This window comes from Friedmanniella luteola (assembly GCF_900105065.1).
In the GTDB taxonomy this organism is placed as follows: domain Bacteria; phylum Actinomycetota; class Actinomycetes; order Propionibacteriales; family Propionibacteriaceae; genus Microlunatus; species Microlunatus luteolus.
Genome location: NZ_LT629749.1, coordinates 284303 through 310553 on the forward strand (window position 1 = coordinate 284303; position 26251 = coordinate 310553).

The 26251-nt window shown below is 74.1% G+C and carries 22 protein-coding genes, 1 tRNA gene and 1 riboswitch; of the genes, 18 read left to right on the plus strand and 5 right to left on the minus strand.

The features are described from left to right. The first annotated feature begins 56 nt into the window (after positions 1–56). The 12 genes from BLT72_RS01375 (at position 57) to BLT72_RS01430 (ending at position 17086) form a co-directional block, all read left to right on the plus strand. Entirely contained in the window at positions 57–1952 is a 1896-nt protein-coding gene (locus tag BLT72_RS01375) for an AMP-binding protein (RefSeq protein ID WP_091409107.1), read from the plus strand. Positions 1953–2003: 51 nt separating this feature from the next. Further along, the gene (locus BLT72_RS01380) at positions 2004–3056 is read left to right on the plus strand and encodes a FecCD family ABC transporter permease (RefSeq protein ID WP_091409110.1); all 1053 of its coding nucleotides are present in this window, start codon (positions 2004–2006) and stop codon (positions 3054–3056) included. Beyond that, positions 3053–4111, plus strand: a complete 1059-nt coding sequence (locus BLT72_RS01385) for a FecCD family ABC transporter permease (protein ID WP_197677156.1) — start codon at positions 3053–3055, stop codon at positions 4109–4111. Before BLT72_RS01380 ends, BLT72_RS01385 begins: the two co-directional genes overlap by 4 nt. A gap of 5 nt (positions 4112–4116) precedes the next feature. Beyond that, a complete protein-coding gene (locus tag BLT72_RS01390) occupies positions 4117–4935 on the plus strand; it encodes an ABC transporter ATP-binding protein (protein WP_091409113.1) in 819 nt (272 codons plus the stop codon). 69 nt (positions 4936–5004) lie between these two features. After that, on the plus strand, positions 5005–6492 hold the full coding sequence (locus BLT72_RS01395; protein ID WP_091409116.1) for a DUF7059 domain-containing protein: 1488 nt from the start codon (positions 5005–5007) through the stop codon (positions 6490–6492). 181 nt (positions 6493–6673) lie between these two features. After that, a complete protein-coding gene (topA, locus tag BLT72_RS01400) occupies positions 6674–9457 on the plus strand; it encodes a type I DNA topoisomerase (protein ID WP_231930266.1) in 2784 nt (927 codons plus the stop codon). A gap of 60 nt (positions 9458–9517) precedes the next feature. Next, the gene (locus tag BLT72_RS01405) at positions 9518–11107 is read left to right on the plus strand and encodes a hypothetical protein (protein WP_157720221.1); all 1590 of its coding nucleotides are present in this window, start codon (positions 9518–9520) and stop codon (positions 11105–11107) included. Then, positions 11104–11772 carry a dTMP kinase gene (gene tmk, locus BLT72_RS01410; protein ID WP_091409127.1) on the plus strand — a complete coding sequence of 223 codons (669 nt, stop codon included), beginning with the start codon at positions 11104–11106 and terminating at the stop codon, positions 11770–11772. Before BLT72_RS01405 ends, tmk begins: the two co-directional genes overlap by 4 nt. Before the next feature lie 28 nt (positions 11773–11800). Next, positions 11801–12970 (plus strand): DNA polymerase III subunit delta', encoded by a 1170-nt coding sequence (locus tag BLT72_RS01415; protein WP_172826004.1) that lies wholly within the window; start codon positions 11801–11803, stop codon positions 12968–12970. A gap of 569 nt (positions 12971–13539) precedes the next feature. Beyond that, positions 13540–13700, plus strand: a riboswitch (cyclic di-AMP (ydaO/yuaA leader). A gap of 28 nt (positions 13701–13728) precedes the next feature. Next, entirely contained in the window at positions 13729–14346 is a 618-nt protein-coding gene (locus BLT72_RS23245) for a LysM peptidoglycan-binding domain-containing protein (protein ID WP_091409130.1), read from the plus strand. A 168-nt stretch (positions 14347–14514) separates the two neighbouring features. Next, a complete protein-coding gene (locus tag BLT72_RS01425; protein ID WP_091409134.1) occupies positions 14515–15453 on the plus strand; it encodes a PSP1 domain-containing protein in 939 nt (312 codons plus the stop codon). Between the two features lie 49 nt (positions 15454–15502). Continuing rightward, a complete protein-coding gene (locus BLT72_RS01430) occupies positions 15503–17086 on the plus strand; it encodes an alpha/beta hydrolase (RefSeq protein ID WP_091409137.1) in 1584 nt (527 codons plus the stop codon). 3 nt (positions 17087–17089) lie between these two features. Here the strand turns inward: BLT72_RS01430 and BLT72_RS01435 are convergent, their stop codons facing one another. Then, the gene (locus tag BLT72_RS01435; protein ID WP_091409140.1) at positions 17090–17476 is read right to left on the minus strand and encodes a hypothetical protein; all 387 of its coding nucleotides are present in this window, start codon (positions 17474–17476) and stop codon (positions 17090–17092) included. A 206-nt stretch (positions 17477–17682) separates the two neighbouring features. Here BLT72_RS01435 and BLT72_RS01440 point away from each other — a divergent pair. From BLT72_RS01440 to BLT72_RS01455, 4 genes are all read left to right on the plus strand, one after another. Then, positions 17683–17758 (plus strand) — tRNA-Thr (locus BLT72_RS01440). Positions 17759–18056: 298 nt separating this feature from the next. After that, entirely contained in the window at positions 18057–18497 is a 441-nt protein-coding gene (locus tag BLT72_RS22025) for a DMT family transporter (protein WP_157720223.1), read from the plus strand. 214 nt (positions 18498–18711) lie between these two features. Continuing rightward, positions 18712–19227 carry a cupin domain-containing protein gene (locus BLT72_RS01450; RefSeq protein ID WP_091409145.1) on the plus strand — a complete coding sequence of 172 codons (516 nt, stop codon included), beginning with the start codon at positions 18712–18714 and terminating at the stop codon, positions 19225–19227. Between the two features lie 148 nt (positions 19228–19375). After that, positions 19376–20188, plus strand: coding sequence for an alpha/beta hydrolase (locus BLT72_RS01455; RefSeq protein WP_157720225.1), 813 nt, complete (start codon positions 19376–19378; stop codon positions 20186–20188). A gap of 194 nt (positions 20189–20382) precedes the next feature. Here BLT72_RS01455 and BLT72_RS01460 read toward each other — a convergent pair whose 3' ends face one another. After that, a complete protein-coding gene (locus tag BLT72_RS01460) occupies positions 20383–21279 on the minus strand; it encodes a M48 family metalloprotease (protein WP_197677157.1) in 897 nt (298 codons plus the stop codon). Positions 21280–21621: 342 nt separating this feature from the next. Here BLT72_RS01460 and BLT72_RS01465 point away from each other — a divergent pair, with 342 nt between their 5' ends. Further along, positions 21622–22398 carry a carboxymuconolactone decarboxylase family protein gene (locus BLT72_RS01465; protein ID WP_091416412.1) on the plus strand — a complete coding sequence of 259 codons (777 nt, stop codon included), beginning with the start codon at positions 21622–21624 and terminating at the stop codon, positions 22396–22398. A 143-nt stretch (positions 22399–22541) separates the two neighbouring features. Here the strand turns inward: BLT72_RS01465 and BLT72_RS01470 are convergent, their stop codons facing one another. The 3 genes from BLT72_RS01470 to BLT72_RS01480 all read right to left on the minus strand — a co-directional run bounded on the left by BLT72_RS01470 (position 22542) and on the right by BLT72_RS01480 (position 25236). Further along, the gene (locus BLT72_RS01470; protein WP_197677158.1) at positions 22542–23585 is read right to left on the minus strand and encodes a Gfo/Idh/MocA family protein; all 1044 of its coding nucleotides are present in this window, start codon (positions 23583–23585) and stop codon (positions 22542–22544) included. Beyond that, entirely contained in the window at positions 23582–24403 is an 822-nt protein-coding gene (locus tag BLT72_RS01475) for a nucleotidyltransferase domain-containing protein (RefSeq protein WP_091409151.1), read from the minus strand. Before BLT72_RS01475 ends, BLT72_RS01470 begins: the two co-directional genes overlap by 4 nt. A 269-nt stretch (positions 24404–24672) precedes the next feature. Next, positions 24673–25236 carry an SH3 domain-containing protein gene (locus BLT72_RS01480; RefSeq protein ID WP_091409156.1) on the minus strand — a complete coding sequence of 188 codons (564 nt, stop codon included), beginning with the start codon at positions 25234–25236 and terminating at the stop codon, positions 24673–24675. 513 nt (positions 25237–25749) lie between these two features. Between BLT72_RS01480 and BLT72_RS01490 the strand changes: the two genes are divergently transcribed. Continuing rightward, a complete protein-coding gene (locus BLT72_RS01490) occupies positions 25750–26223 on the plus strand; it encodes a hypothetical protein (RefSeq protein ID WP_157720227.1) in 474 nt (157 codons plus the stop codon). Positions 26224–26251: the final 28 nt, after the last annotated feature.

The window sequence follows — 26251 nt, forward strand, 5'->3', positions numbered from 1 at the left end:
CCACAAGCGCCCGGCGCGGTCCGCCGGCCGGCGCGACCCCGACGAGGAGGCCGCCGATGAGCGCGTACGCCACGGAGCACCGCCGCAGCCTGGACGACCCCGAGGCCTTCTGGGCGGAGCAGGCGCGGGCCGTCGACTGGTTCACCCGGCCGCGCACGGTGCTCGACCGCGAGGCACCGCCGGCCGGTCGCTGGTTCCCCGACGGGGTGCTGAACACCTGCTACAACGCACTGGACCGGCACGTGGTCCGGGGCCGCGCCGACGAGCCGGCGCTGATCTTCCACTCCGCCTACTCCGGGACCCGGCGCACCTACACCTACGCCGACCTGCTGCAGGAGGTCGCGCAGCTCGGCGGCGGGCTCCGCGAGCTCGGGGTCGGACCGGGCGACCGCGTCGTCATCTCGATGCCGATGGTGCCCGAGGCCGTCGTCGCCATGCTGGCCTGCGCCCGCCTCGGTGCCGTCCACTCGGTGGTGTTCGGCGGGTTCGCCGCCGCCGAGCTGGCCGCCCGGATCGACGACGCCCGACCCAAGGTCGTGCTCATCTCCTCCTGCGGCCTGGAGCCCGGTCGGGTGGTGGAGTACAAACCGCTGCTGGACGCCGCGCTGCAGCGGAGCCGCCACCAGCCCGACTACGTCGTCGTCCACCAGCGCCCCGAGGCGCCGGCCGAGCTCCACGGCGAGCGCGAGCTGGACCTCGCGGTGCTGATGCGCCCGGGCCAGTTCCAGCCGGCGGGCTGCGCCGAGCTCGCGGCCACCGACCCGCTCTACATCCTCTACACCTCCGGGACCACCGGGAAGCCGAAGGGCATCGTCCGCGACCACGGCGGGCACGCCGTCGCCCTGGCCTACTCGATGCGGGCCGTCTACGACATCGGCCCGGGCGACGTGATGTTCACCGCCAGCGACGTGGGCTGGGTGGTCGGCCACTCCTACATCGTCTACGCGCCGCTGCTGGTCGGCGCGACGACGGTGCTCTACGAGGGCAAGCCGGTGGGCACCCCCGACGCCGGGTCGTTCTGGCGCGTGGTCAGCGAGCACCGTGCCAAGGTGCTGTTCACGGCACCGACCGCGGTCCGGGCCATCCGCCGGGTCGACCCCGACGGGGCGCTGGCCCGCCGCCACGACCTGTCGAGCCTGCAGGCCCTGTTCCTGGCCGGCGAGCGGCTGGACCCCGACACCTTCCACTGGGCGGGCGAGCTGCTGGGCGTGCCCGTGGTCGACCACTGGTGGCAGACCGAGACCGGCTGGCCGATCGCGGCGAACCCCCGGGGGCTGGCACCGCTGCCCCTCAAGGCCGGCTCGCCGTCGGTGCCGGTGCCCGGCTACGACGTCCAGGCGCTGGGGCCCGACGGCGCCGTCCTGCCGGCGGACCAGGACGGGGCGCTGTGCCTGCGGCTGCCGCTGCCGCCCGGCACGCTGCCCACCATCTGGGGCGACGACGACCGGTTCCGTCGCAGCTACCTCGAGACGTTCCCCGGCTGGTACCTCAGCGGGGACGGCGGCCACCTCGACGCCGACGGCTACGTGTTCGTGATGGGGCGCACCGACGACGTGATCAACGTGGCGGGCCACCGGCTCTCCACCGGCTCGATGGAGGCCGTGCTGGCCTCCCACCCCGCGGTGGCCGAGTGCGCCGTGATCGGGGTCGCCGACGACCTCAAGGGCCAGGTGCCCCGCGCCCTCGTCGTGCTGACCGACGGCGTCGACACCCCGCCCGCCCAGCTGGCCGAGGAGCTGGTCGCCCTCGTCCGGGCCGAGATCGGCCCGGTCGCCTCGCTCCGCCGGGTCGACGTGGTCGCGGCCCTGCCCAAGACCCGCTCGGGCAAGCTGCTGCGCCGGACGATGCGCGAGATCGCCGACGGCGGACCCGGCACCGTCCCCTCCACGGTCGAGGACGCGGGCGTGGTCGAGCAGCTCCGGCCGGTGCTGCGGGGCGACCACCCAGCCTGAGCCGGTCGCCGCGCGGCAGACAGGCCGCTGAGGTCAGGTTAGGCTCCCCTTATGACGACGGTGGAGGCGCGGCCCGACCTGCGCCGGCGCCCGACCCGCCGGCCGCCGCGCGCCCGGCGGCTGCTCGGTCTGGTGCTCACCGCCGCCGTGCTGGCGCTGCTCGCCTACCTCAGCCTGGCCGTCGGCACCCGGACGACCGGCGCGGGAGCGGTGTGGGACGCCCTGACCCGCTACGACCCCGACAGCACCGACCACCTGGTCATCCGCGAGCTGCGGCTGCCCCGGACGGTCCTCGGCCTGCTGGCCGGGGCCGCGCTGGGACTGGCCGGGGCGGTCATGCAGGGCGTCACCCGCAACCCCCTCGCCGACCCCGGGCTGCTCGGCGTCAACGCCGGGGCGTCGCTGTTCGTGGTGCTGTCCATCACGCTGCTCGGGGTCACCAGCCCGCGCGGCTACGTCTGGTTCGCCTTCGCCGGCGCCGCGGCGGCCGCTGTCGTCGTCTACGGCGTGGCGGCCCTCGGCCGGGACGGAGCCAGCCCGCTCAAGCTCGCGCTGGCCGGGGCCGCGGTCGGCGCGGCCTTCGGCGCCGTCACCACCGCCTTCCTGCTGGTCGACCAGGCGACCTTCGACCAGTTCCGGTTCTGGCAGGTGGGGGCGCTGGCCGGCCGGGGGACCGACGTGATCGCTCAGGTCGCCCCGTTCCTGCTGGTCGGCTGCGTCGCCGCGCTGTTCCTGGGCCGGGTCCTCAACACCTTGTCCCTCGGCGACGACGTCGCCCGCGGCCTCGGCGCGCACGTGGCCCGCTCGCGGGCCGTCTCCGCGGCCGTCGTCGTGCTGCTCTGCGGTTCGGCCACCGCGGCCTGCGGGCCGATCGGCTTCGTCGGGCTGACGGTCCCGCACGTCGCCCGGATGATCGTCGGGCCCGACTACCGCTGGGCGCTCCCGTACTCGATGCTGCTGGCCCCCTGCCTGCTGCTGAGCGCCGACGTCGTCGGCCGCGTCATCGCCCGGCCGGGCGAGGTGCAGGTCGGCATCGTCACCGCCCTGATCGGCGCCCCCGTGTTCATCGCCCTGGTCCGCCGCCGGCACGTGAGCGAGCTGTGACCGCGGTCCGCGGGGCACCGACGGCGCTGCCGGCCGACCCCGTGCGGGCCGTCCGGCGCACCCTGCGGCGGCGCACCGTCCTCACCTGCGCCGGGCTGCTGGTCCTGCTGGTGGCCGCGTTCCTGGCCTCGCTCGTGGTGGGGGACTTCCCGCTGGGCCTCGGCGACGTCGTCGCGTCGCTGACCGGCCGCGGCAGCCGGGCCGCCGACTTCATCATCTACGACCTGCGACTGCCCCGGGTGCTCAGCGGCCTGCTGGTCGGCTTCGCCCTGGGGATGGCCGGGGCGGTGTTCCAGACCATGCTCCGCAACCCGCTGGCCAGCCCCGACATCATCGGCATCACGGCCGGCGCCAGCGCGGCCGCGGTGACGGCCCTGCTGCTCTTCGGGCTGTCCGGTGTGGTCGTGGCCGCGTCGGCCTTCGGCGGCGCGCTGCTGACCACCCTCCTCATCTACCTGCTCGCCTGGCGGCAGGGCGTCGCCGGCACCCGGCTGGTCCTGGTGGGCATCGGCGTGGGCGCGGTCCTGCTCTCGGTGGTCGACTTCCTGATGACCCGGGCCCAGGTGGACGACGCCCAGGTCGCCCTCGTCTGGCTGACCGGCAGCCTCAACGGGGCCGACGCCGCGGCCCTGCGCCCGCTGGCCGTGCTCGTCGTGGTCGTCGTCCCGCTCAGCCTGTGGGCCGGCCGCACCCTCGGCGGGCTGCAGCTGGGCGACGACACCGCGCGGGCCCTCGGCGTCGGCGTCGAGCGGTCCCGGCTGCTGCTGATGCTCTTCGCCGTCGCGCTCGCCGCGGTCGCGACCTCCGTCGCCGGCCCGGTCGGCTTCGTCGCCTTCGTCTCCGGGCCCATCTCGCGCCGGCTGACCGGCGGCGCCGGGGCCGGACTGGTCCCCGCCGGCCTCGTCGGCGCGGCCGTGGTCACGCTGGCCGACTTCGCCGGTCAGCACCTGCTGCCCCTGCAGCTCCCCGTCGGCGTCCTCACCGCCGCCGTCGGCGCCCCGTACCTCATCTACCTGCTGCTGCGCACCAACGCGGCCTCGGCCCGCAAAGGATGACGACCATGACCCTGCTCGACGCCCCCAGCACCACCCACCAGCTCGAGACCCGGGGCCTCAGCCTCGGCTACGGCGACCGGCTCGTCGTCGAGGACCTGAGCCTGCCGGTCCCCGCCGGCCAGGTCAGCGTGGTGATCGGGGCCAACGGCTGCGGCAAGTCGACGCTGCTGCGCGGGATGGCCCGGCTGCTGCCCCCCGCCGCCGGCGTGGTGCTCCTGGACGGCCGCGACCTGCACCGGATGCCCAGCCGCTCCGTCGCGCAGGTGCTGGGCCTGCTGCCGCAGGCCCCGACCGCGCCCGAGGGCATCACCGTCGCCGACCTGGTGGGGCGCGGCCGGCACCCGCACCAGACCTGGTTCCGCTCCTGGTCCGCCGCCGACGAGGCGGCCGTGACCGAGGCGCTGGTGCTGACCGACACCCTCGAGCTGGCGGAGCGGCCCGTCGACGAGCTCAGCGGCGGCCAGCGGCAGCGCGTCTGGATCGCCATGGCCCTGGCCCAGCAGACCGACCTCCTGCTGCTCGACGAGCCCACCACCTACCTGGACCTCGCCCACCAGGTGGAGGTGCTCGACCTGCTCACCGACCTCAACCGCCGGCGCGGGACGACGGTGGTCATCGTGATGCACGACCTCAACCTGGCCTGCCGCTACGCCGACCACCTCGTGGCCCTGAAGGACGGCCACGTCGTCGCCGCCGGCCCCTCGCACGCCGTCATCACCCCCGAGACCATCGCCGAGGTGTACGGCCTCACCGCCCGGGTGATCGACGACCCGGTCTCGCACACCCCGACCGTCATCCCCGTCGGGCGCCACCACTGCGGCTGACGCCGGTTTCCTGCGCCCGTCGAGCGGCGCCCGGCCGGCTCCCGCGACGAGCAGTGGGAGCATGGCGGGATGCCCAGCCTGAGCCCTGACCACGTGGACGCCCTGCGGGAGGCGTTCGTCCGCCACCGCTACGAGGTGGACGCCGTCGTCGAGCGGATGGGCACGGCGGCGCACGCGGCCCTGGGCCGCAACTCCACCGTCGCCGGGGCCCGGGCGCTGGGCGACGCCACCGACCCGCTGGCCGTGCTCAGCCGGCTGTGGTTGCTGCAGCGCACCGTCCCGCGCGCGGCGCTGGAGGCCGCGCTGCCGGGGCTGGTCGGACCCCTGGCCGCGGCGGGCGTCCTCGAGCGCGACGGTGAGGAGGTCCGGGCGGCGGTCGACGTCCGGCCCTACGCCAGCGACGACGGCGCGAGCGGCTGGGTGGTCTCCGACCTCTCGCCCAACCTCGACACCGACGTGCGGCCCATCCGTCCCGACTTCGTGCTCGGGGTGTCCTCGGCGTCGAGCACCCTCGCCCAGCTGACCCTCCGCCGCCCCGTCGGCCGCGCCCTCGACCTCGGCACCGGCTGCGGGGTGCAGAGCCTGCACCTCGCCCGGCACGCCGAGGCGGTCACCGCCACCGACCTCAACCCGCGTGCGCTCGAGCTGGCCGCGCTGACCGCGGCGCTCAACGCCGTCGACGTCGACCTCCGGCTCGGCAGCCTGTACGAGCCCGTCGCGGGGGAGCGGTTCGACCTCATCACCACCAACCCGCCCTACGTGATGTCGCCGCCGCGCAGCGACGCGGACCGGCTGGCCTACCGCGAGGGCAGCTGGACCTCCGACGGGCTGGTGGAGCAGGTGGTCCGCGACGGCGTCGGCCACCTCGCCGAGGACGGCACGCTGCAGGTGCTGGCCAACTGGGCGCACGTCCGCGGCCAGGACTGGACCGAGCGCCTCGGCGGCTGGTTCGCCGGCTCCGGCTGCGACGCCCACGTCGTGCAGCGGGAGGTGCTCGACGTCCACGAGTACGCCGAGCTGTGGCTGGCCGACGCCGGGCTGGCCGGGTCGCCGGAGTACCTGCCGCGCTACGCGGAGTGGCTCGACTACTTCGAGGCACTCGGCATCGAGGCCGTGGGGATGGGCTGGCTGCTGCTGCACCGGGCCGGCCACGACGTCCCGCGGGTCCGGCTGGAGGAGTGGCCCTACGCCGTCGAGCAGCCGCTCGCGCCGGCCCTGGAGCGTGAGCTCGTCGCGGTCTCGCTCGACCGGTCGCTGAGCGACGAGGCGCTGCTGGCCCGGCGGTGGGTGCTGGCGGCCGACGTCGTGGAGGAGACCATCGGCGTGCCGGGCGAGGCCGACCCGCAGCACCTGGTGCTCCGGCAGCAGCGCGGGTTCCGCCGGGCGACCGAGCCCGGCACCGCGCTGGCCGGGGTGCTCGGCGCCTGTGACGGCGACCTCCCGCTGGGTACCGTCGTCACGACCGTGGCCGGGCTGCTGGGCGTCGACGCCGCCGACCTGACCGCCGAGGTGGTGCCGGCGGTGCGCCGTCTCGTGGTCGACGGGTTCCTCGGCTGAGCCTGGGGAGGCAGGTCGGCGGCGTGGCCGGCCCCTGGCAGGCTGCGGGGCACGGCTGGACTTCGGTCGTAGAGTGAGCGCGCCGTCGCCGGTCCAGCACCGGCCGGCGGCAGTGGTGCGAGGGATGTCCGGCGAGCACGGCCCGACGGGGGCCGACCGGAGCCGGGAGAAGAGGGACAGCGTGGCAGGCAGAGCAGGTGGCAAGCGGCTCGTGATCGTGGAGTCGCCCACCAAGGTGAAGACGATCGCGGGGTACCTCGGCGACGGTTACGTCGTCGAGTCCAGCCGCGGGCACGTCCGCGACCTGCCGACGGGTGCTGCCGAGGTGCCGGCGAAGTACAAGGGCGAGAAGTGGGCCCGCACCGGCATCGACGTCGAGCACGGCTTCGAGCCGATCTACGTCGTGAGCCCCGACAAGCGCGCCACGATGCGCACCCTCAAGGACGCGCTCGCCGGTTCCGACGAGCTGCTCCTGGCCACCGACGACGACCGGGAGGGCGAGGCGATCGCCTGGCACCTCCTGCAGGAGCTCAAGCCGAAGGTCCCGGTGCGCCGGATGGTGTTCCGCGAGATCACCGCGAAGGCGATCGCCGACGCCGTGGCCAACCCGCGCGACCTCGACACCGACCTGGTCGACGCCCAGGAGACCCGGCGCATCCTCGACCGGCTGTACGGCTACGAGGTCTCCCCGGTGCTGTGGAAGAAGGTCATGCCCCGGCTGTCGGCCGGCCGCGTGCAGTCCGTCGCCACCCGCCTGGTCGTGGAGCGCGAGCGCGAGCGGATCGCCTTCCGCGCCGCCTCCTACTGGGACCTCGACGCCGTGCTGGACGCGGGCTCGCCCGCCGACCCGCCGCTCTTCCCGGCCCGGCTGACCCACGTCGGCGAGCGCCGGGTCGCCCAGGGCCGCGACTTCGACAGCCACGGCGTGCTGGTCGCCAAGGGCAGCGAGCCGCTCGCGCACCTGGACGAGACCACCGCCCAGCAGCTGGCCACCGGGCTGCGCAGCGCGACCTACGCCGTGCAGAGCGTGGAGTCCCGGCCCTACACCCGCAAGCCCTACGCCCCCTTCCGGACGACGACGATGCAGCAGGAGGCCGGCCGCAAGCTCGGCTTCACGGCGCAGCGCGCCATGTCGGTGGCCCAGGACCTCTACGAGGCCGGCTTCATCACCTACATGCGGACCGACTCCTCGGTGCTGTCCGAGACCGCGATCACCGCGGCCCGCAACCAGGTCACCCAGCTGTTCGGCGCGAACTACCTGCCGGCCAAGCCGCGCACCTACGCCAGCAAGCAGAAGAACGCGCAGGAGGCGCACGAGGCGATCCGGCCCGCCGGTGACACCTTCCTCACCCCGGCGCAGACCAACCTGAAGGGCGACCAGTTCCGGCTCTACGAGCTGATCTGGATGCGCACCATCGCCTCCCAGATGAAGGACGCCGAGGGCCAGTCGATCACCGTCCGGATCGACGCGACCCGTCCCGGCGAGGAGACCTGCCGCTTCACCGCCTCGGGCCGCACGATCACCTTCCACGGGTTCCTCAAGGCCTACGTCGAGTCCTCCGACGACGACTCGGCCTCCGACGACGCGCAGACCCGCCTGCCGCAGCTGACGCAGGGCCAGAGCCTGCGCCCGGACAGCGTCACGGCGTCCGGCCACGAGACCCGGGCGCCGGCCCGCTACACCGAGCCGTCCCTGGTGGCCAAGCTGGAGGAGCTGGAGATCGGCCGGCCGTCGACCTACGCGTCGATCATCCGCACGATCACCTCCCGTGACTACGTGTTCAAGAAGGGCTCGGCCCTGGTGCCGACCTGGCTCGCCTTCGCCGTCACCCGGCTGCTGGAGGAGCACTTCCCGAACCTCGTCGACTACGCCTTCACCGCCGAGATGGAGCAGACGCTCGACCAGATCGCCGGCGGCAACGCCCAGCGGCTGGCCGTGCTCAAGGACTTCTACTTCGGCTCGCCGGCCGGGGCGGGCGGTGAGGACGGCGACGCCGCGGCGCACGAGGGCCTGCAGCAGCTGGTCTCCGAGCTCGGTGACATCGACGCCCGGCAGCTGTCGACCTTCCCCGTCGGCGACCTCGAGGACAGCGACGCCATCGTGGTCCGGGTGGGTCGCTACGGCACCTACGTCGAGGACGCCGAGGGCCGTCGCGCCAACGTCGACGACGAGCTGCCGCCGGACGAGCTGACCGTCGAGCTGGCCCGCGAGCTGCTCTCGAAGCCGATGGGCGAGGAGCGCGAGCTGGGCACGGACCCGGAGACGGGCAACCCCGTCGTCGCCCGCAACGGCCGCTTCGGCCCCTACGTCACCGAGCTGCTGCCCGAGGACGCGCCGAAGAACGCCAAGGCGCGGACCGGCTCCCTCTTCGCCTCGATGAGCGTCGAGACGGTCACCCTGGAGCAGGCCCTGGAGCTGATGAGCCTGCCGCGCGTGGTGGGCGTCGACGCCGAGGGCGTCGAGATCACCGCGCAGAACGGCCGCTACGGTCCGTACCTGAAGAAGGGCACCGACTCGCGCTCGCTGACGAGTGAGGACCAGATCTTCGGGATCACCCTCGACGAGGCGCTGGCCATCTACGCCCAGCCCAAGCAGCGCGGGCGGGCCGCGGCGAAGCCGCCGCTGAAGGAGCTGGGTCCGGACCCGGTCTCGGGCGCCCCCATGGTGATCAAGGACGGCCGGTTCGGCGCCTACGTGACCGACGGCGAGGTCAACGCCACCCTGCGGCGGGACGACGAGATCGCCACGATCACCGCCGAGCGCGCCGCGGAGCTGCTCGCGGAGAAGCGGGCGAAGGGTCCGGCCCCGAAGAAGCGGACGGCGGCGAAGAAGGCCCCGGCCAAGCGCGCGCCCGCCAAGAAGACGGCGGCGTCCGGGGCGCCGGCGAAGAAGGCCGCGGCCAAGAAGGCGCCGGCCAAGAAGGCCCCGGCGAAGAAGGCCGCGGCGGCCGACGCCAGCCGCTGAGTGGGGCGCCGCGCTCCGCCGCCCGCTGTGACAGGCTGACCCCGTGCTCAGGACGGACGCGTGAGCCCCCGCCGGCGCGGCGGCGGGAAGGCCGACAAGGCAGGTGACGCCCGCCAGGCCGCTCGCGGCGGCAAGACTGCTCGTGGCGGCAAGACCGACGGGACCGGGGCGCGGCGATCCCGTGGGCGTCGGCCGGTGGCCGCCGTGCTGCCCGCCGCGGTCTCCGACGCCGGCGCACCGCAGCCCACCGGGCGGCCCCGCCCGCCCGGCCAGCGGCTGTACGACATGCCCTACAGCGCCGTCGCCCCCCGCCTGGTCAACCCCGACCTCGGACTGCACAACCTGGTGGCCCGGGCCGGTCACAACGCCGCCTACTCGATCGACGTCACGCTGCTCGACGCCCCCGACCACCGGCTGATCCGCTCGGGGGTGCTGCTGGCCCACCGGGTCCTCGACGGCCGCGGCGAGTGGTTCCTCACCGCGCCCGACTGGCAGCCGCTGCTGCCGAAGGACCGGATCGAGCTGATGGGGCACAGCGACCTGCCGGAGGAGCTGGCCGACCTGACCCGGCCGCTGCGCCGCCGGGCACCGCTGGGTCCCGTCGCCGCCCTGACCTGCGACCGCCGCGAGTTCGCCCTGCGCGACGAGGAGGGCGAGACGCTGGCCCTGCTGCGCGACGACAAGGTGACCGTCCGGCGGGGCGGGCTGACCACCGCGCGCTACCGCGAGGTGATGATCACCCCGGTCGGGGCGGGGCTGACCGAGGACCAGACGGCGTGGGTGGACCGCGCGCTGACCGGCGTCGGGTCGGCCGCGGTGGCCCGCTTCCCCCGGCTGGTCAGCCGCCTCGGCGCGCCGGCCACCGGCCCCACCGACGTGCCGGAGGCGGGCCCGGTCCTGCCGGAGATGGCGTTCAAGCGGTTCCTCGGGCAGCTGGTGGGGCGTCGGCTGCGCGAGCTGGTCGAGGCCGACCTGGCGGTCCGGGGCGGGGAGCTGGCGGCCACGGTCCGCGTCCGGGCCTCCGTCCGGACCCTCGCCGCGGAGCTCGACGCGCTGGCGGTCGGGGTCGACGCCGCCTGGCTCCGCGAGCTCGTCGACGAGCTGGAGTGGCTGGGCGGACCCGACCCCGAGCCGGCGGAGAAGCTGGCGGCCCGGCTGCGGGGCGAGCGCTACCTGGCCCTCCTCGACGCCCTGGTCGGGGCCGCCCGGGCCCCGCGTCTCGGTGACCGCAGCAGCGTCGCCGCCGAGGACGAGCTCGAAGGCCTGCTGGGTGCCGCCCTCGCCGCGTTCGCGGCAGCCGTGGAGACCGTCGACGTCGACAGCCCGGCGCAGGCGTGGGCCGACGTCGCCCGGCAGCTGCAACGGGCCGAGGCGCTCGCCGCGCTGGCTGGACCGGTGCTGCCCGCCCGCGCCGCGGAGGTCGGCCGGCGGCTGCGCAAGCCCCGGCGCCGGCTCGACGCCGTCGGCGCCGCCCCCCTCGACGAGGCGGTGGCCCTGGCCGCCGTGGCCGGCCTCGACCCGGCCGCCGCCTTCGCGGCGGGGCGGAGCTGGGAGCGTCAGGCCGGGGAGTCCCGACGGGGGCGGCGGGCCTTCCTCACCGCCGCGGCGCGCGCGACCCGGAAGCTGTCCGCCGCCGGGGACGCCGGGTGAGCCGGCGGGGCGTCTTCGTCGTGTTCGAGGGCGGTGACGGGGTGGGGAAGTCCACCCAGGTCGAGCGGCTGTGCACGACGCTGGAGACGGCCGGCCGTGCGGTGGTCCGGACCTTCGAGCCGGGCGACTCGGTGCTCGGGGCGAGGATCCGCCAGCTCGTGCTGGACCCGGAGACGGGCGACCTCGCCCCCCGGGCCGAGGCGCTGCTGTACGCCGCCGACAAGGCGCAGCACCTGCACGCCGTCGTCCGCCCGGCCCTGCGGCGCGGGGCCGTGGTGGTCTGCGACCGCTACGTCGACTCGATGCTGGCCTACCAGGGCGCGGGCCGGGTGCTGGCCGAGGCCGAGGTCGAGCAGGTGGCGCGCTGGGCCACCGAGGACCTGCGTCCGGACCTGACCGTGCTGCTCGATGTCGACCCGCGGCACGCCGTCCACACGAAGGTGGCCAAGGACCGGTTGGAGGCGGCCGGGGAGACCTTCCACGAGCGGGCCCGCGCCTCGTTCCTGGCGCTGGCCGCGCGCGAGCCGGCGACCTACCTGGTGCTCGACGCCCGGCGGACGATCGACGACCTCGCCGCCGCGATCGCCGCCCGGGTGAGCACCCTGCTGACCGACGACGGGACGGCACCAGGACTGTCGGAGGTCTCGGGCAGACTGACGCCATGAGCCGGCTGAGCGTCCCGCGGCGTCCCCGGTGAGCGCACCGACCGCGGCCGCCGCCCCCCTGCGCGGGGTCTGGGCCGACCTCGTCGGCCAGGAGGGGGCCGCGGAGACGCTCCGCCGCGCCGTCGCCGGCGACCCGCACGCGATGAGCCACGCCTGGCTCTTCACCGGACCACCCGGCTCCGGCCGGTCCAACGCGGCCCGGGCCTTCGCGGCGGCGCTGCAGTGCCCGCGCGGCGGCTGCGGTGAGTGCACCCAGTGCCGGACGGCGCTCAGCGGGGCCCACCCCGACGTCACCCTGGTGCGCACCGAGATGCTGTCGATCGGGGTCGACGAGGTCCGGGACCTGGTCCGCCGGGCGGCGATGAGCCCGACGCTGGGCCGGCACCAGGTGATCGTGGTGGAGGACGCCGACCGGGTGACCGAGCGCGGCGCGGACGCCCTGCTCAAGAGCATCGAGGAGCCGGCGCCCCTCACCGTCTGGGTGCTCTGCGCCCCGACCGCCGACGACGTCGTGGTGACCATCCGCTCGCGCTGCCGCAGCCTCAAGCTCCAGACCCCGTCGACCGACGCGGTGGCCCGGCTGCTGGAGACCCGCGACGGCGTCGAGCCCGAGCTGGCGGCCTTCGTGGCCCGTGTCGCGCAGGGTCACGTCGGCCGGGCCCGCGCCCTCGCCCGGCACGAGTCCGCCCGCGAGCGCCGTCGCCAGATCCTGCAGATCCCGAGCCAGCTCGGGGACCTCGGGGCCTGCCTCCGGGCGGCGGCGACCTTGGTGGAGGCCTGCGCCGCGGAGGCGACCGCGGCCACCGCCGAGCTCGACGCGAAGGAGCGGTCGGCCCTGGAGGAGGCTCTCGGGTTCGGGACGCGGGGAGCGCGCCCCCGCCAGGCCGCCTCGGCGCTGAAGGACCTCGACGACCAGCAGAAGGCGCGGGCCAAGCGCTACCAGCGCGACGCCCTCGACCGCGCGCTCACCGAGCTCACCGGCTGCTACCGCGACGTGCTGAGCGTGCAGACCCGGTCCGGCGCGCCGCTCGTCAACAGCGACCTCGAGCCGGCCGTCAACGTGCTGGCCCGGCGCTCGACGCCGGAGTCGACCCTCCGGCGGATCGACGCCCTGCTGGCCTGCCGGACGGCGCTCGAGGGCAACGTCGCGCCGCTGCTCGCGGTCGAGTCCACGTTGGTCGCGCTGGTGCAGGGTTGAGTGCGCGCTCCCCGAGTCGAGTTTTCCCCCGATCTGGAGTAGCGTGGCGCTCGGTTGCCGGAGGGGACGAACCCCCGAGCGTCCTCTCCGACAACTGAATCCGTTGAACCGTCAAGAGCCCCGCGCCCCAGGCGCGGGGCTCTTGTCGTCGGGCCCGGAGCCGGACGGGGTCGGGCCCAGCGCCCCGACCGGCCTGAGCGCACCCGCAGGCGTGGTGATCACCCGGGCCGGCGGGCGGGGCCGGCGGCGCGGACACCGGGGACGCCGCCGCTCCCGGCTGCTCCCCGCGGCTGGATCGCGCGGTCGGAGCGCCGGACGGTCACCGATCCCGCCGGATCGAGGCTGGCGGCGACGGATTCCGTCGCTGAGCAGCAAGCGCTTTCCGCCCGTTACGAGGCTATGGATCCTGAGTTGCGTCTGAGAGATCCATACCCGTACGGTGTACCCGGTTCGTGACCTCTCCGTGACCTGACGGTGTTGGAAGCGTGACCAACTGCACGGCCGGTCAGCGCTCGGGGCGCAGTCCGGAACGCGGTCCGTCGCGCCGAGCTTCGCTGGGCGGGCCCCTCGCCGGGACAGTCCCGGGCGCAGCGGAGGTGGAGGAACCACTCGGGAACCCGTCCGCGGGGACCCTGGGGTGAAGCGCTCGAGCCGTCCAGTTCGGCGAGCGCCGGGCACCTGACTCGCCCGAACCCGTCAGCTAACTTCACAGGCGTCGGTCAGGAAAGGTCTTGACGACGTTGTTGACGTCCACACTCATGAAGCGCCTCGTCGGCGCGCTGGCCTCGCTGGCCCTCGCCTTCGGCCTCGTCTCCCTCGCCACCCCGCCCGCCTCGGCCGCCAGCACGGTCTGGGACAAGGTCGCCCGCTGCGAGAGCGGCGGCAACTGGAAGATCAACACCGGGAACGGCTACTACGGCGGCCTGCAGTTCTCGAGCCGGACCTGGAAGGGCTTCGGCGGCGGCAAGTACGCCTCGCGGGCCAACTCGGCGAGCAAGGCTGAGCAGATCGCCATCGCCCGCCGGGTGCTGGCCAGCCAGGGCCCCGGCGCCTGGCCCACCTGCGGCCGCAAGGCCGGGCTCAGCAAGAGCAACGGCAAGGCCAGCAAGAGCGCCACGCCCTCGAGCAACCCCGGTGCGAAGTCGACCGCCAAGAAGTCGAGCACGAAGAAGGCGTCGAGCACCAAGAAGGCGTCGAGCACGAAGAAGTCGTCCAGCAAGGCCAAGACCGTCAAGGTCAAGAGCGGCGACACCCTGGCCAAGATCGCCAAGCGGCACGCCGTCAAGGGTGGCTGGAAGGGCCTCTGGAAGCTCAACAAGAAGGCTCTGAAGAACCCCAACCGGATCAAGGTCGGCCAGGTCCTCCGCCTGCGCTGACCACCTGGCACGGGTGGGACCTGCCCCCCAGAACGCCCACCCGAGGAAGCCCGGCAGACCCGCATCTGCCGGGCTTCCGCCCGTCCCGGACCACCGGGTGCCGCGAGCCGGGGCCGGCCGCGTCCCGCGGCGGTGGTCCTGCGGGTCGGAGGGTCCTAGGGTGAGCCCATGGCTCGGGTGATGGCGGTCTCGTTCGAGCGCTACGGGCGTCTGCACTACCTGGACCCCGGTGAGCGGGACTACCGCGTCGGGGACCACGTCCTCGTGCCCACCGAGGCCGGGCCCGAGGTGGCGGAGTGCGTGTGGGCGCCCGAGTGGGTCGACGACGACGGCTTCTCCGGTCTGCCCGTCTGCGCCGGACCCGCCGAGGAGGTCCACCTCGAGCGCGACGCGGACCACCGCCGCAAGCGCGCGCAGGCCAAGCTGGTGGCCAAGAAGCTGATCCGCGGGCACGACCTGCCGATGAAGGTCGTCGGGGTCGACGTCGTCGACTCCGGGGAGCACGACCTGCTGACGGTCCTCTACTTCACCGCGCCGCACCGGGTCGACTTCCGGGCCCTCGTGGGGGAGCTGGCCCGGGCGCTGCGCAGCCGCATCGACCTGCGCCAGGTCGGCAGTCGCGACGCGGCCCGGTTGACGGGTGGCCTGGGCAGCTGCGGCCGCGACCTGTGCTGCGCCACGTTCCTCAAGGACTTCGAGCCCGTCAGCCTGCGGATGGCCAAGGCGCAGGACCTGCCGCCGAACCCGCTCAAGATCTCCGGCGCCTGCGGTCGGCTGATGTGCTGCCTCAAGTACGAGCACCCGCTGTACGCGGAGTTCGCCGCCACCGCGCCCGCCGTCGGCTCGGCCGTCACCACCGACGAGGGGGAGGGGGTCGTCATCGGGCACTCGGTACCGGCGGACGCGGTGCTGGTCCGGATGAAGGACAGCGGCCAGGTGTCCAGCTGCTCCCGCGCCGGGGTCTGCGGCTCGCGGGCGGTCTTCGCCACCCGGACCGTCGCCGAGGAGCCCGAGCCCAGCGCACCGGAGGCAGACGTCCCGGCCGAGACCGGTCCGGCCGGCAAGCCCCGGACCCGTCGGCGCCGCCGGTCCGGTCCGCCGGCCTGAGCCCCCGCTCGGTCCGGGACTGGTTGCCGGGCGCCCGTACCCTCGCTGCATGCCCGCCGCCCGTCGACGCCGCTCCCTGGTGCCCGGGCTCGCCGTTCTGCTGCTGCTGCTCGTCGGCTGCTCGATCCCGGGCGGGGAGCGGGCCCCCACCTCGTCGCCGGCGCCCGCCACGGTGACGCCGACAGCCCCGTCGCTGCCGGCGGACGGCCGCCCGCTGACCCCGGTGCCCGCCGTGGCGCCGGCCGGGTTCGCGGACCCGCCGCCCGGCAGCGGGCTGGAGCGGTACCGGGCCCAGACGCTGACCTGGCGGCTCTGCGGCCGCGGCCTGCAGTGCGCCACGGTGCTGGCCCCGCTCGACCACGCCGACCCCGACGGACAGGCCCTCACGCTCGCGCTGGCCAGGCGGCCGGCCACCTCCGAGCCCCGGCGCGGCACGCTGTTCATCAACCCGGGTGGCCCGGGCGGCTCGGGCCGGAACTACGTCGGCTACTTCGACGCCGACGGCCTGGAGTCCTACGACATCGTCGGCTGGGACCCGCGCGGGGTGGGGGCGTCGACCCCGGTGCGCTGCTTCGGCGCCGGTGACCTCGACCGCTACCTGGCCGTGGACGTGTCGCCCGACGACCCCGCTGAGGAGCGGCAGCTGCTGGCCGAGAACTACGCGTTCGGCCAGGCCTGCCTGCAGCACTCCGGGCCGCTGCTGGAGCACATCAGCACCGAGGCCACGGTCCGCGACCTCGAGCTGCTGCGACAGCTCGTCGGCGACCCGCAGCTGCACTACTTCGGCGCCTCCTACGGCACCCAGATCGGCGCGCTCTACGCCCAGCTGTACCCCACGACGGTGGGCCGGATGGTGCTCGACGGGGCGGTCGACCTGGGCGACGAGGAGGTCAGCCAGCTCGAGGGCTTCGAGCGGGCCCTGGAGCACTTCGCCCGCTGGGCGGGGTCCCCGGCCGCAGGTCAACCGCTGGGCTCCAGCCAGGCGGCGGTGCTGGGCCGCGTCCGCCGGCTGCTCGCGGGACTGGACCAGAGCCCGATGACGACGTCCGGTGGCCGGGTGCTCACCCAGCAGCAGGGTGTCCAGGCCGTCGTCAACCCGCTCTACGGGCGCGAGCGGTGGCCGGAGCTGCTCCGGGCGCTGGCCGCGGCCGACGGTGGTGACGGCCGGGCGCTGCTGGCCCTGGCCGACCGCGGCAACGACCGGAACCCCGACGGCACCTACGGCCAGATCAACGACGCCTTCCCGGCGGTCCGCTGCCTGGACAGCCGGGAGACCAGCGTCGCCCGCGCCGAGCGGGAGGCGGCGCTCCAGGCGGAGCAGGCGCCCGTCCTCGGCCCGTTCTCCGGCCCTGACCTGATCTGCCCCCTGTGGCCCGTCGCCCCGGCGCCGGCGGCCCCGCGGATCACCGGGGCCGGCGCGGCCCCCGTCGTGGTGCTGGGGACGACGGGGGACCCGGCCACGCCGTACGAGAACGCCGTCGGGATGGCTGATCAGCTGGAGTCCGGCGTCCTCGTCACGCTCGAGGGCGAGGGCCACACGGCCTACGACCAGAGCGCCTGCGTCCGCGGGCTGGTGCTGCCCTACCTCGTCGGCGGGCCACCGCCCGCCGACGGTTCCCGCTGCGCGGCCTGAGGGTCAGGTGGGCTGGTCCCCGGTCGTCGCGGCGCCGGTGCCCGGGTCGGTGGTGCCGGGGTCGGTGGTGCCGGGGACGGTGCCCTGGTCACCGGAGCCGGGGGCGGTGCCCATCGGCCCCCCGCCGGGGAAGCCGTAGCCCCGCATCCCCCGGCCCTGGTTCTGGCCGGTGCCGGTGGTCGCGGGGTCGGAGGTGAAGGCGTAGGTCGCCCCGCTGCCGGCGACCAGCCCGACGGTGACGAGCATGGCGCCGGCCAGCCAGCGTCGCGCCTTCGTGCCACCGCCGGGAGGCGTCGCGCGGTCCTCGGTGGCGGCGGCCGCGCCCGCGGGCCGCACGGGCTGGGTGGTCGGCTGGGTCGGGACGGGGTGGGGGCTCTGCTGCTCGGTCATGGTCTCGCCTCTCGCCTGACGGCGCTCGTGGTCGGTGTGCGACCCACTCTCGGGACCGACCCTGTGCGCAGACTGGCCGTCGCCTGGGGATCCGCTGACCGTCCGCTGTGGCTCCCTGTGGAGCGCCGGTCTCGTCGCTTCGACGTGACGGCGCCCGGTCGATATAGTGGGCGACCGTGCGTGAGCGGCCCGCCGCCCGCGCACAGGCCGCCTTAGCTCAGATGGCAGAGCAACGCACTCGTAATGCGTAGGTCGAGAGTTCGATTCTCTCAGGCGGCCCCACTCGAAGCACCTGACCAGCCGGTCATCGCACCCCTCACACCTCTGGAACGCGCTGACGGGCTCATCCGGTCGATCCGTCCCCGCCACCATCATCGGCGCCCGGGCCGAGGTCGACGACGGTCGCGCTGGGAACGCTGGTGACGATCGCAGCGGTCCCGTCTTCGCCGGCCTGCTCGCTCTCGCCGCTCTCCGCGAGATCCCCACCCGAACCTGGATCACCGCCACGAGCCTCGGCGTCGTCGGCCTGAGCCTCCTGACAGCACGTGGGGCGACGCATCCTGCTGGTGGAGTCGGCCTGTTGCTCGCCCTGACCGCCGGTGCGGCCTACGCCGTCTGCACAGTCGCAAGCAAGCACATGATCGTGCGCGGCGAGGCGAGTGCCACAGTCATGGGATCGGCGTCCGGTCTCGGCGGCATCCTGCTCGTGCCCATCCTCCTCACTCAACCTCTTGCCTGGCTCAGCCAGCCCTCCGGCGTCGCGCTAGCCGCCCATCTGGGGGTCATGGCGACCGGGCTGGCCTACGCCCTGTTCGGACGAGGTCTGGCGATGCTGCCCGCGGGACCAGTGACGACGCTGATGCTCGCCGAGCCTGTCGCCGCACCACGCCTCGGAGTCACCCTGCTCCGGGAGCCGATCACACCCACCGGGTTGACGGGTGCCGCACTCGTGCTCGCCGGCCCCATCCTTCAAGGAGCCGTCGCCACGAGACGAACGAGCAAGGAGCGATCCCGCACCTAGCGCCAGGCCAGGCCCCATGCGGACCACGGGAGGGTCGCTCCTGGTCGCAGCGCGGTGCAGATCGCGCTCCGCCACGTCGTCGGCTCTGGCAGGGGGTGTCTTCCCGAGCCGAGAACGGGCGTCACCGCAACCGCGACCGGCAACCTTGACGTGCCCGGAACTGGCGAGGACAGTGTCGAAGAGAGACGTGCGCTTGCAGTAGGGGTGAGCCGACATGACGACGACTGGTCCGCCGCCGCTGACCGTTGTGCCGCCCGGCCAGGGGAGTTCGGGAACGTTGGGCTCGATCGGCGTCGACTTCAAGTTGTGGGGACGTGACACCGGCGGGGCCGTTTCCATAGTCGAGCACCCGTTCCCGGTTGGAGCCCTCGTCCGACCGCACTTGCACACCCGTGAGGATGAGTACTCCATCGTCACGGAGGGGGAGATCGGCTTCCGATCCGGGGACCGTGAGGCCGTGCTCGGTGCCGGTGGCTACATCACCAAGCCGCGTGACGAGCTCCACGCGATGTGGAACGCGGGTGCCGTCCCGGCGCGGATGATCGAGGTCATCAGCCCGGCGGGCTTCGAGAACTTCTTCCATGAGCTCTCCGAGCTCCTGTTGAGCGTGAGCCAGCCCGAGGTCAGCGAGATCGCCGAGCTCGCCGGCCAGTACGGGCTGCAGTTCGGGCAGCCGGACTGGCTCCCGGACGCCATCGCGCGGTACAACTTGACGCCACTCCCTGAGTAGTGACTCCTGATCGCAGTGCCACCTTGAACGCGAGTTCCCCCGGGAGGTCTGACGGCCAGATCCGATGTGCGCAGCGTGTCGTCGCTCGATGAGCGCGGTCTCGAGAAAGCACCAGGACACGCAGGTCCGTCGCGGAGAGGAGCCTCCGATGCTGGACCTGCTCCCGGCAGCCGTTCCGGGCTCGGAATCGATGGTCGTGCGCTCGGCGCTCGCGCACGATGACTACCTCATCACGGTGGCGCTGCCCCTCCGTTACGAGGATGAACCCGATCGGCTCTGGCCCGTGGTCTACGTCCTCGACGGCAACCTCCACTTCGGTCTCGTCGTCGACATGGTCCGGTTCATGAACATCCGGGTGGAGTTCTGCAACGAGCTCCCCGACGCGCTCGTCGTCGGTATCGGTTACCCGCCGAGCGGCACCCTGTCGGAGATGCACCACCGCGTCATGCACCTCCGGATGCGCGACTTCGTGCTCGAGCGGGAGGAGGGTGGCGAGGACTTCATGCAGGAACATTTCCCGATCGCCCGGCGCATCCCGTCCGGCAACGGGCTCCCCTTCATGCAGTTCATCCGGCAAGAAGTCCTGCCCCTGGTCGAGACGCGATACCGGGCCGATCCTGCCGACCGCACCTTGCTGGGCCACTCGATGGGTGCGAACTTCGCGCTCTGCACCCTGTTCCGAGAGCCGGGGCTCTTCCAGCGGTGCGTGGCGGCCAGCTTCGACGCCATCCTGCAGGAGGAGCAGGCCTTCGCCGAGCGTCACTCCAGCCTGCCTGTGCGCCTGCACCTGGTCTGGGAAGGGCGCAACGACGAGGAGCTCGCGCAGGCACGGCCACTCGTCGACCGGCTCGCAGGTCGCGGCTACCAAGGCCTCGTCATGACGCAGGAGGTGGTCTCCACCACGCACTGTGCCATGGTCCCCTACGCCTTCCAGTCCGGCCTGACCCACGTCTTCTCCTGAAGGAGGACCACGGCTCGGTTCGGGGGCGTCGAGCAGCCAAGCACGCAGCCGAGCCGGTGCACAACCTGGGCCCTGGCCAACTCGAGCAGGACGCTGGCGAGCGGGGGCGGTGGCGGTACGGACGCCGCGCTCGCAACTCGTGCTGCGGAGGTCGAGAGTTCGATTCTCGCAGGCGGCCCCACCCGACCGCCGGGTCAGAGCACCCGTCGCACCCCTCCGGTTCCAGGACCGGTGCCCCCCTGCTCGGAGCCGGCTACCAGGGCCGCCGGCACGCTGGCTCCGACCACGGCTGGACGGCTCGACCCGGTCAGGACGTCGACCGCTGGAAGAATCCTGCTTGATGCAGGCGCTCCAGCCGGCGCACCGTGAACGGGTGCGATCTCGGCAGCTGGGCGAGGCCGACCCAGAAGCCCCGCACCTCCGTGGCCTGCCGGAGCAGGTGAGCGACGTCCACGACGTCCTCGGTGTGGCGTCCCGAAGCCAGGAGCACCAGACCCGCCGCGCCGCTGGGCGACAGGTGGGCGCCGTGCCGGTCGCAGGAGTACTCGCGCAGCCGGGACAACGTCGGGTCCGAGCACCGGGATGAGCCCGGAGTAGGCGATCGCGACCTGGTACCACAGCGCCACGTGGTGCAAGCGGATGTGACCCAGCTCGTGCCCGAGGATGAAGTGCAGGCCCTCCCGGTTGCCGTCGTGGAGGTTGACGAACAGCTCGTTCGACAACACGACGTCGTCATGACCGGTGGCTTGGGCGGCAAACGCGTTCAGCGCGCCGTTGCCGTTCATGAGGAAGAGGTCCGGTCGCCGATCCAGGCCCAGCACGCGTGCGAACTCGTCGGCCGTCGCGTAGAGCTCCGGGAACTGGTGGGGTGACAGCTCGACGGCGGTCCCGCGCACCGAGGCGCGTTGGGTCTCCCCGATCACGATCAGCAAGGGGATGAGCAGCAGCAGACCGACGAAGGCGGTCCGGACGGCTGTCGCGACGCTCGTGTCCCGGTAGCGATCCGGGAGGAACGGCAAGAACAGGGCGAGGTTGACAATCATCGCGACGATGGCGATGTTCAGGACGACCATCACGACGAAGAGCGGCACCTCCGCCGGGTGCCGGAGCGACTGCTCCGGTCGTGGCTGCCGTGCTCGGGGCGACATCGATGGCTCCCGTCGTGCGGTTCGTCGGATGATCCAGGCCTTCCCAGCACCGGCTCCGACGGGCGCTCGAGCGCGGGGCCGATCATCAAGATCCGGTCAGGGACCGCGGTCCGTGGCGCTCGACACATCGTCACCGAGCCATGACGATTCTCCGACGAGGGGGTGCTGGCCGGCATCATGCAGATCGCGTGACGCCGCCAGGACGTCGCCCGGGTGGGCACCGGGTCCGCACCGCGTCGCACGCGGACCTGGCTGCTGCGGCACGGATCGGCCACAGTGGTCAGCATGAGCGGTCGCACGCCACCTCCCGACCTGTCCGCACGCCAGGCTCACGCCGAGGCCACCTACGAGCGCCTCTTCGGACCGCGCGACAGCGGGGCGCCCGACAGCGACCCGGAGCTGATGGAGATCCTGCGCCGCTTCATCTTCGGGGACGTCTTCGACACCGGGGTGCTCGACGACCGCTCGCGCGAGCTGATCACGGTCACGGTGCTCGCCTGCCTGCGGGCCCTGCCGCAGCTGCGGACCCACACGGCCGCGGCACTCAGGGTCGGCGTCCAGCCGGTGGAGATCCGCGAGGCCCTCTACCAGCTGGCGCCCTTCATCGGGTTCCCGGGCACGCTCGACGCGGTCGCCACCATGAACGCGGTGTTCCGCGATCACGGCATCGAGCTGCCACTGCCCGACCAGGGCACCGTGTCCGACGCCGACCGCTACGCGAAAGGCCTCGCGGAGCAGGCTCCGTTGTACGGCGACGAGATCAAGGCCGACCTGGCCGACCTCCCGCAACCGTTCGACGAGGCGCTGCCGCGGTTCCTGACCGAGTTCTGCTTCGGCGACTTCTACACCCGCGGTGGACTCACGCTGGCCCAGCGGGAGCTGCTGGTGCTGTGCGGCCTGGCCGCTCTCGGCGACACGTCGGCCCAGCTCGGACCCCACGGTCGCGCGTGCCTCCAGGTCGGCAACTCCAAGGCAGCCGTGGTCGCCGCGCTGGTCCACTGCTTCCCCTACATCGGGTTCCCGCGCGCCGTGGCCGCCATCCGCGCGGTGAAGGACCTCTAGCGACGTCGGTGGGGAGCCCGTCGCGGGCGGCTCTGCCACGCTCCGGACCTGAGCGGGACGCGGGACCAGCCGGCCTGGCACCACCGTCACGACGACCCGGACTCCGCGCTGTCCTGGCGGTTGCAGCGGGCGCTGCCGGCTGCTCAGTGCGACGTCGGCGGCACGTCCACGGTGGTCCCCTCAGCGGCGCTGCGGCGGGCCGCGTCCAGCACGGTCGCCGTCGCCACGGCGTCCCACGGGTCCACGGGGACGGCTGCCGTGCCGCGGACGGCAGCGGCGAACTGCTCGTAGAACTGGTCCCACCGGCCGCGCTCGCTGGGCACGGCCTCGCTGCCGGTGCTGCGGTGCAGGGTTCCCCAGGCCGTCTGCGGCTCGCGACCCCAGGCGGCACCCTCGCCTGCCGGGGTGCGGCCGGCCACCAGGGCGGCTTCCTGTCCGTCCATCGACGTGACGACGAAGGTGGCGTCACGCCCGCTCAGCCGGAAACGCGGCCTCGGCGCGCTCTGCCGCCAGGCCCCCGAGACCTGGGAGCGGACCCCGCTGGTGTGCTGCAGCAGCACCAGCACGTCGTCCTCCGACTCCGGACCCACCGCGTGCGTCTCGGCGTAGACCCGGCGCACCGGCCCGAAGAGGTGCAGGGCCTGGTCCACCAGGTGACTGCCGAAGTCGCGCAGCAGGCCGCCGCCGGCCGCCGGCGGCTCGGGCTCCGGCGCCCACCGTTCGAAGGCCGACTCGAAGCGGCGGACCTCGCCGAGGCGGCCGGCCTCCAGCAGCCGCCGGATGGTCAGCAGGTCGGAGTCCCAACGCCGGTTCTGGTAGGGGGTGACCAGCACGCCTTCGCGCTCGGCCAGCTCCACCGTCTGCCGGGCGGCCTGCGCGTCCAGCGCGAACGGCTTGTCGCAGACGACCGGGAGCCCGCGGCGGAGCAACCCTTCCGTCACGGCGGTGTGGGTCGCGGCGGGCGTGCAGACCGTGACGGCGGACACCCCGGCCGCGACCAGGTCGTCGACCGTGTCGAACACCGCCACCTCGGGATGGTCGTGCGCCAGCTCAGCGCGCCGGTCCGGTGAGCGGGTCACGACCCCGGCCAACGCGCAGCCTGGCGCGCTGGCGATCAGCGGAGCGTGGAAGTACCGCCCCCCGAAGCCGTAGCCGACGAGTCCGATCCTCACCACGGCGTCGCTCACGGCGGCATCGTAGGGCCACGCCCGCTCCGGGGCACGAGCGCGGGCCGTGGGGGCGCTCCGTGGGGGGCGGCGCTGAGGACCAGCTCCTCGAGCGCCGCCTCGAGCCCGGCCGGGACCGGGAGGGCCTGGTGGGCGGCTTCGGCCAGCAGCAGGGCGGTCAGCACGCGGAAGGTGTGGTGGAGGGCGGCGGGGTCGGTCGTGGGCGTCAGCGTCGCGGCCAGCTCGGCCCGGACGGCGGCGGGCAGTGCGTCGACGCCGCGGCCCTCGTGGGTCGGCAGGTCGTACCGCCGGCAGTACAGCGCGACGAGCTGGTTGCGCAGGCCCTCCAGCATCCAGACCGCTTGCCAGCTCCGGCCGCGGGCCAGGGCCGAGCGGGCGTGCAGCGCGTGCAGCCACCCGCTGCGGAGCGGCTCCATCGCGTCGGGACGCGACCGCGGGTCGGTGGTGGTGTCGTCGGCCCGGCCGAAGAGCAGCCGGACCGGCGCCCCGCCGGTGACCAGCCGGCCGTGCGGCCAGAACGACAGGTCGACCTGCAGCGTCGAGGCCAGCAGGAACACCCGGTACAGAGCACCCGAGGCGTGCACGTCGAGCTGGTCGACGACCGCTTCGTGCTGCCGCAGCTGCCGTGCCCACTGGTCGGCGACCTCGCCCGGGTCGGCCCCCGGGGTGAGCCTCAGGGCGAGGTCGATGTCGGACCAGCGGTCCTCCTCCCCACGAGCCGCCGAGCCGAGCAACGCGGCCGCGTCGACCTGCGGATCCTGGCGGGCCGCTGCGACCAGACGGGTGCGCAGCACCTCCCGGTCACCGACGCTGAACATGGCGCCCAGCCTGGCACCGTCACCCGTCCCCGGAGCGAGGGAGGTGGAGGTGTCGCGCCCTGCTCTCCGGACCCAGCGCTCCGCACCGCCCCTCGGGCCGGGTCGGTGAGGTCGGGGCGGGGCTGCCGGTGCGCAGCTGCCGGCCGGATCGACACCCTGGCGCCAGGCGACGGCCACGGGGGGCCGCCACCCTCACCGCGGGCGACGACGGAGGCGGCGCGGCCCGTGCACGTCACCGGTCGGGCGCCGGACTCCCACCCCGGGGTCGGTCAGAGGTTCGAGCAGTACCGCACCGCCGACGACGTCTTGACGTACTTCGCCCTGACCCACCTCGAGGTGCTGGTCAGGTACCACTTCTGCCCGGAGTCGGTGTAGCACTGGACCCGGAACCTCTGCCCCTTCGCGTAGGTGCCGGCGCTGGTGTCGGCGGTGGTCGGACCGAGCCGCTTCTTCAGCGCGGCGGTCGTCCGGGCCGAGAAGGTGCCGTCGCTCGGGTCGCAGGGCTCCGGGGCCGGCCCGACGTTGCGCACGTAGCGGGCGGACACCCAGTTGGCGTCGCCCTCGGCGACCACGAGGTACCAGCGCGGGTTCCCGCCGACCACGGGGCCGGGCACCTTGCAGTCCAGGGTCACCGCGGACCCGTTGGGGAAGGTGTAGTTGGCGGGAGCGTGGGTGCTCGGGCGGACGTGCCCGATCAGCCCTCCCTTCGCCACCACGACGCCCTTCGCGGACGGCTCGACCGGCGCTGCGGAGGCCGGGGCCAGGGGGAGGGCGAGCGTGGCCGCGACGGCGGCGGTCACGGTCAGGGCGGTCTTGACGGTGCTGCGGTACATGCCAGGTCCTCTCGACACGGCGCTGCCCGGGGCGAGCAGTGCACTGCTGACAGGAGCGCCCGCCCGGGCACCCTGATACCGCCCGTGGCTGCGTGGCTGCGTGACGCCCGCACCGCGGTCTTCCGTCCCGATCTGCCCGGCGATCGCACCGCCCGCTCGGCAGGGTCGACCCGCACAGCCGCGTACAGGGCGCGTGACAGGGGACGGACAGGCGGCCTTGGGACGGTGAGGCATGCGCCCGGTGGAGAACACGGACCCGGATCGACGACCGGCGACGCCGGACGCCAGTGGGGAGGCGATCAGCGGGCAGCGTCCCCCCGCGCGTGAGGCGTTGGACCAGCTGGCTGAGCGTCGCCACCGGCGGAGGGCCCTCGCGGCGGCGGGTGCGGCGAGGGCCGGTGGCGCACCCAGCCTGGCGGTGGTCCTGCTGGGGCCGAGCTGGTGAGCTGCTCGGGCCGGGCCGACGACGGCCTCGGGGCGCCCGGCCGCGCGCCGGGGCGTCGGGACGGACACGTGGCCCCGACGGGCCGGGGCGCGGTGCCGCTCACGCGCTACTCGGCACGACGGACCGCGCTCGGCGCGGCCGCTCGGATCGACGCCTTCGCCGAGCACGCCGGGCAGTTCGAGGAGGGACTGGCCCTGCTCGACGAGCTCGACCGGCGCTGGGGGCCCGGCGGAGAGCTCTCGGCGCTGCTCGCAGCGCCGGTCGGGACGGCGTCGAGGACCTCCTGGGACACCCTGCTCCTCCTCACCCTGTCCGGGGCCGGCCTCGAGCTCGACCTCGCCCACCAGGCCGTGCGACGCCTCCAGCCGGTGACGCCGCCGACGCCGGACGTCCAGCACCTGGTCGCCGCCCGGCTCGTCGAGCAGGAGCTCGGCGACGCGGGCTGCGTCTGCGCACGCGTGGCCGTCGGCGCTGCCGTGGCGGGCACCTCGCCGGCGGGCGACGCCGGACCCGGCGGAGATGCCTGGAGGCCTACCCGCTGAGTCAGGTACCGAACGGGTACCCCACCCC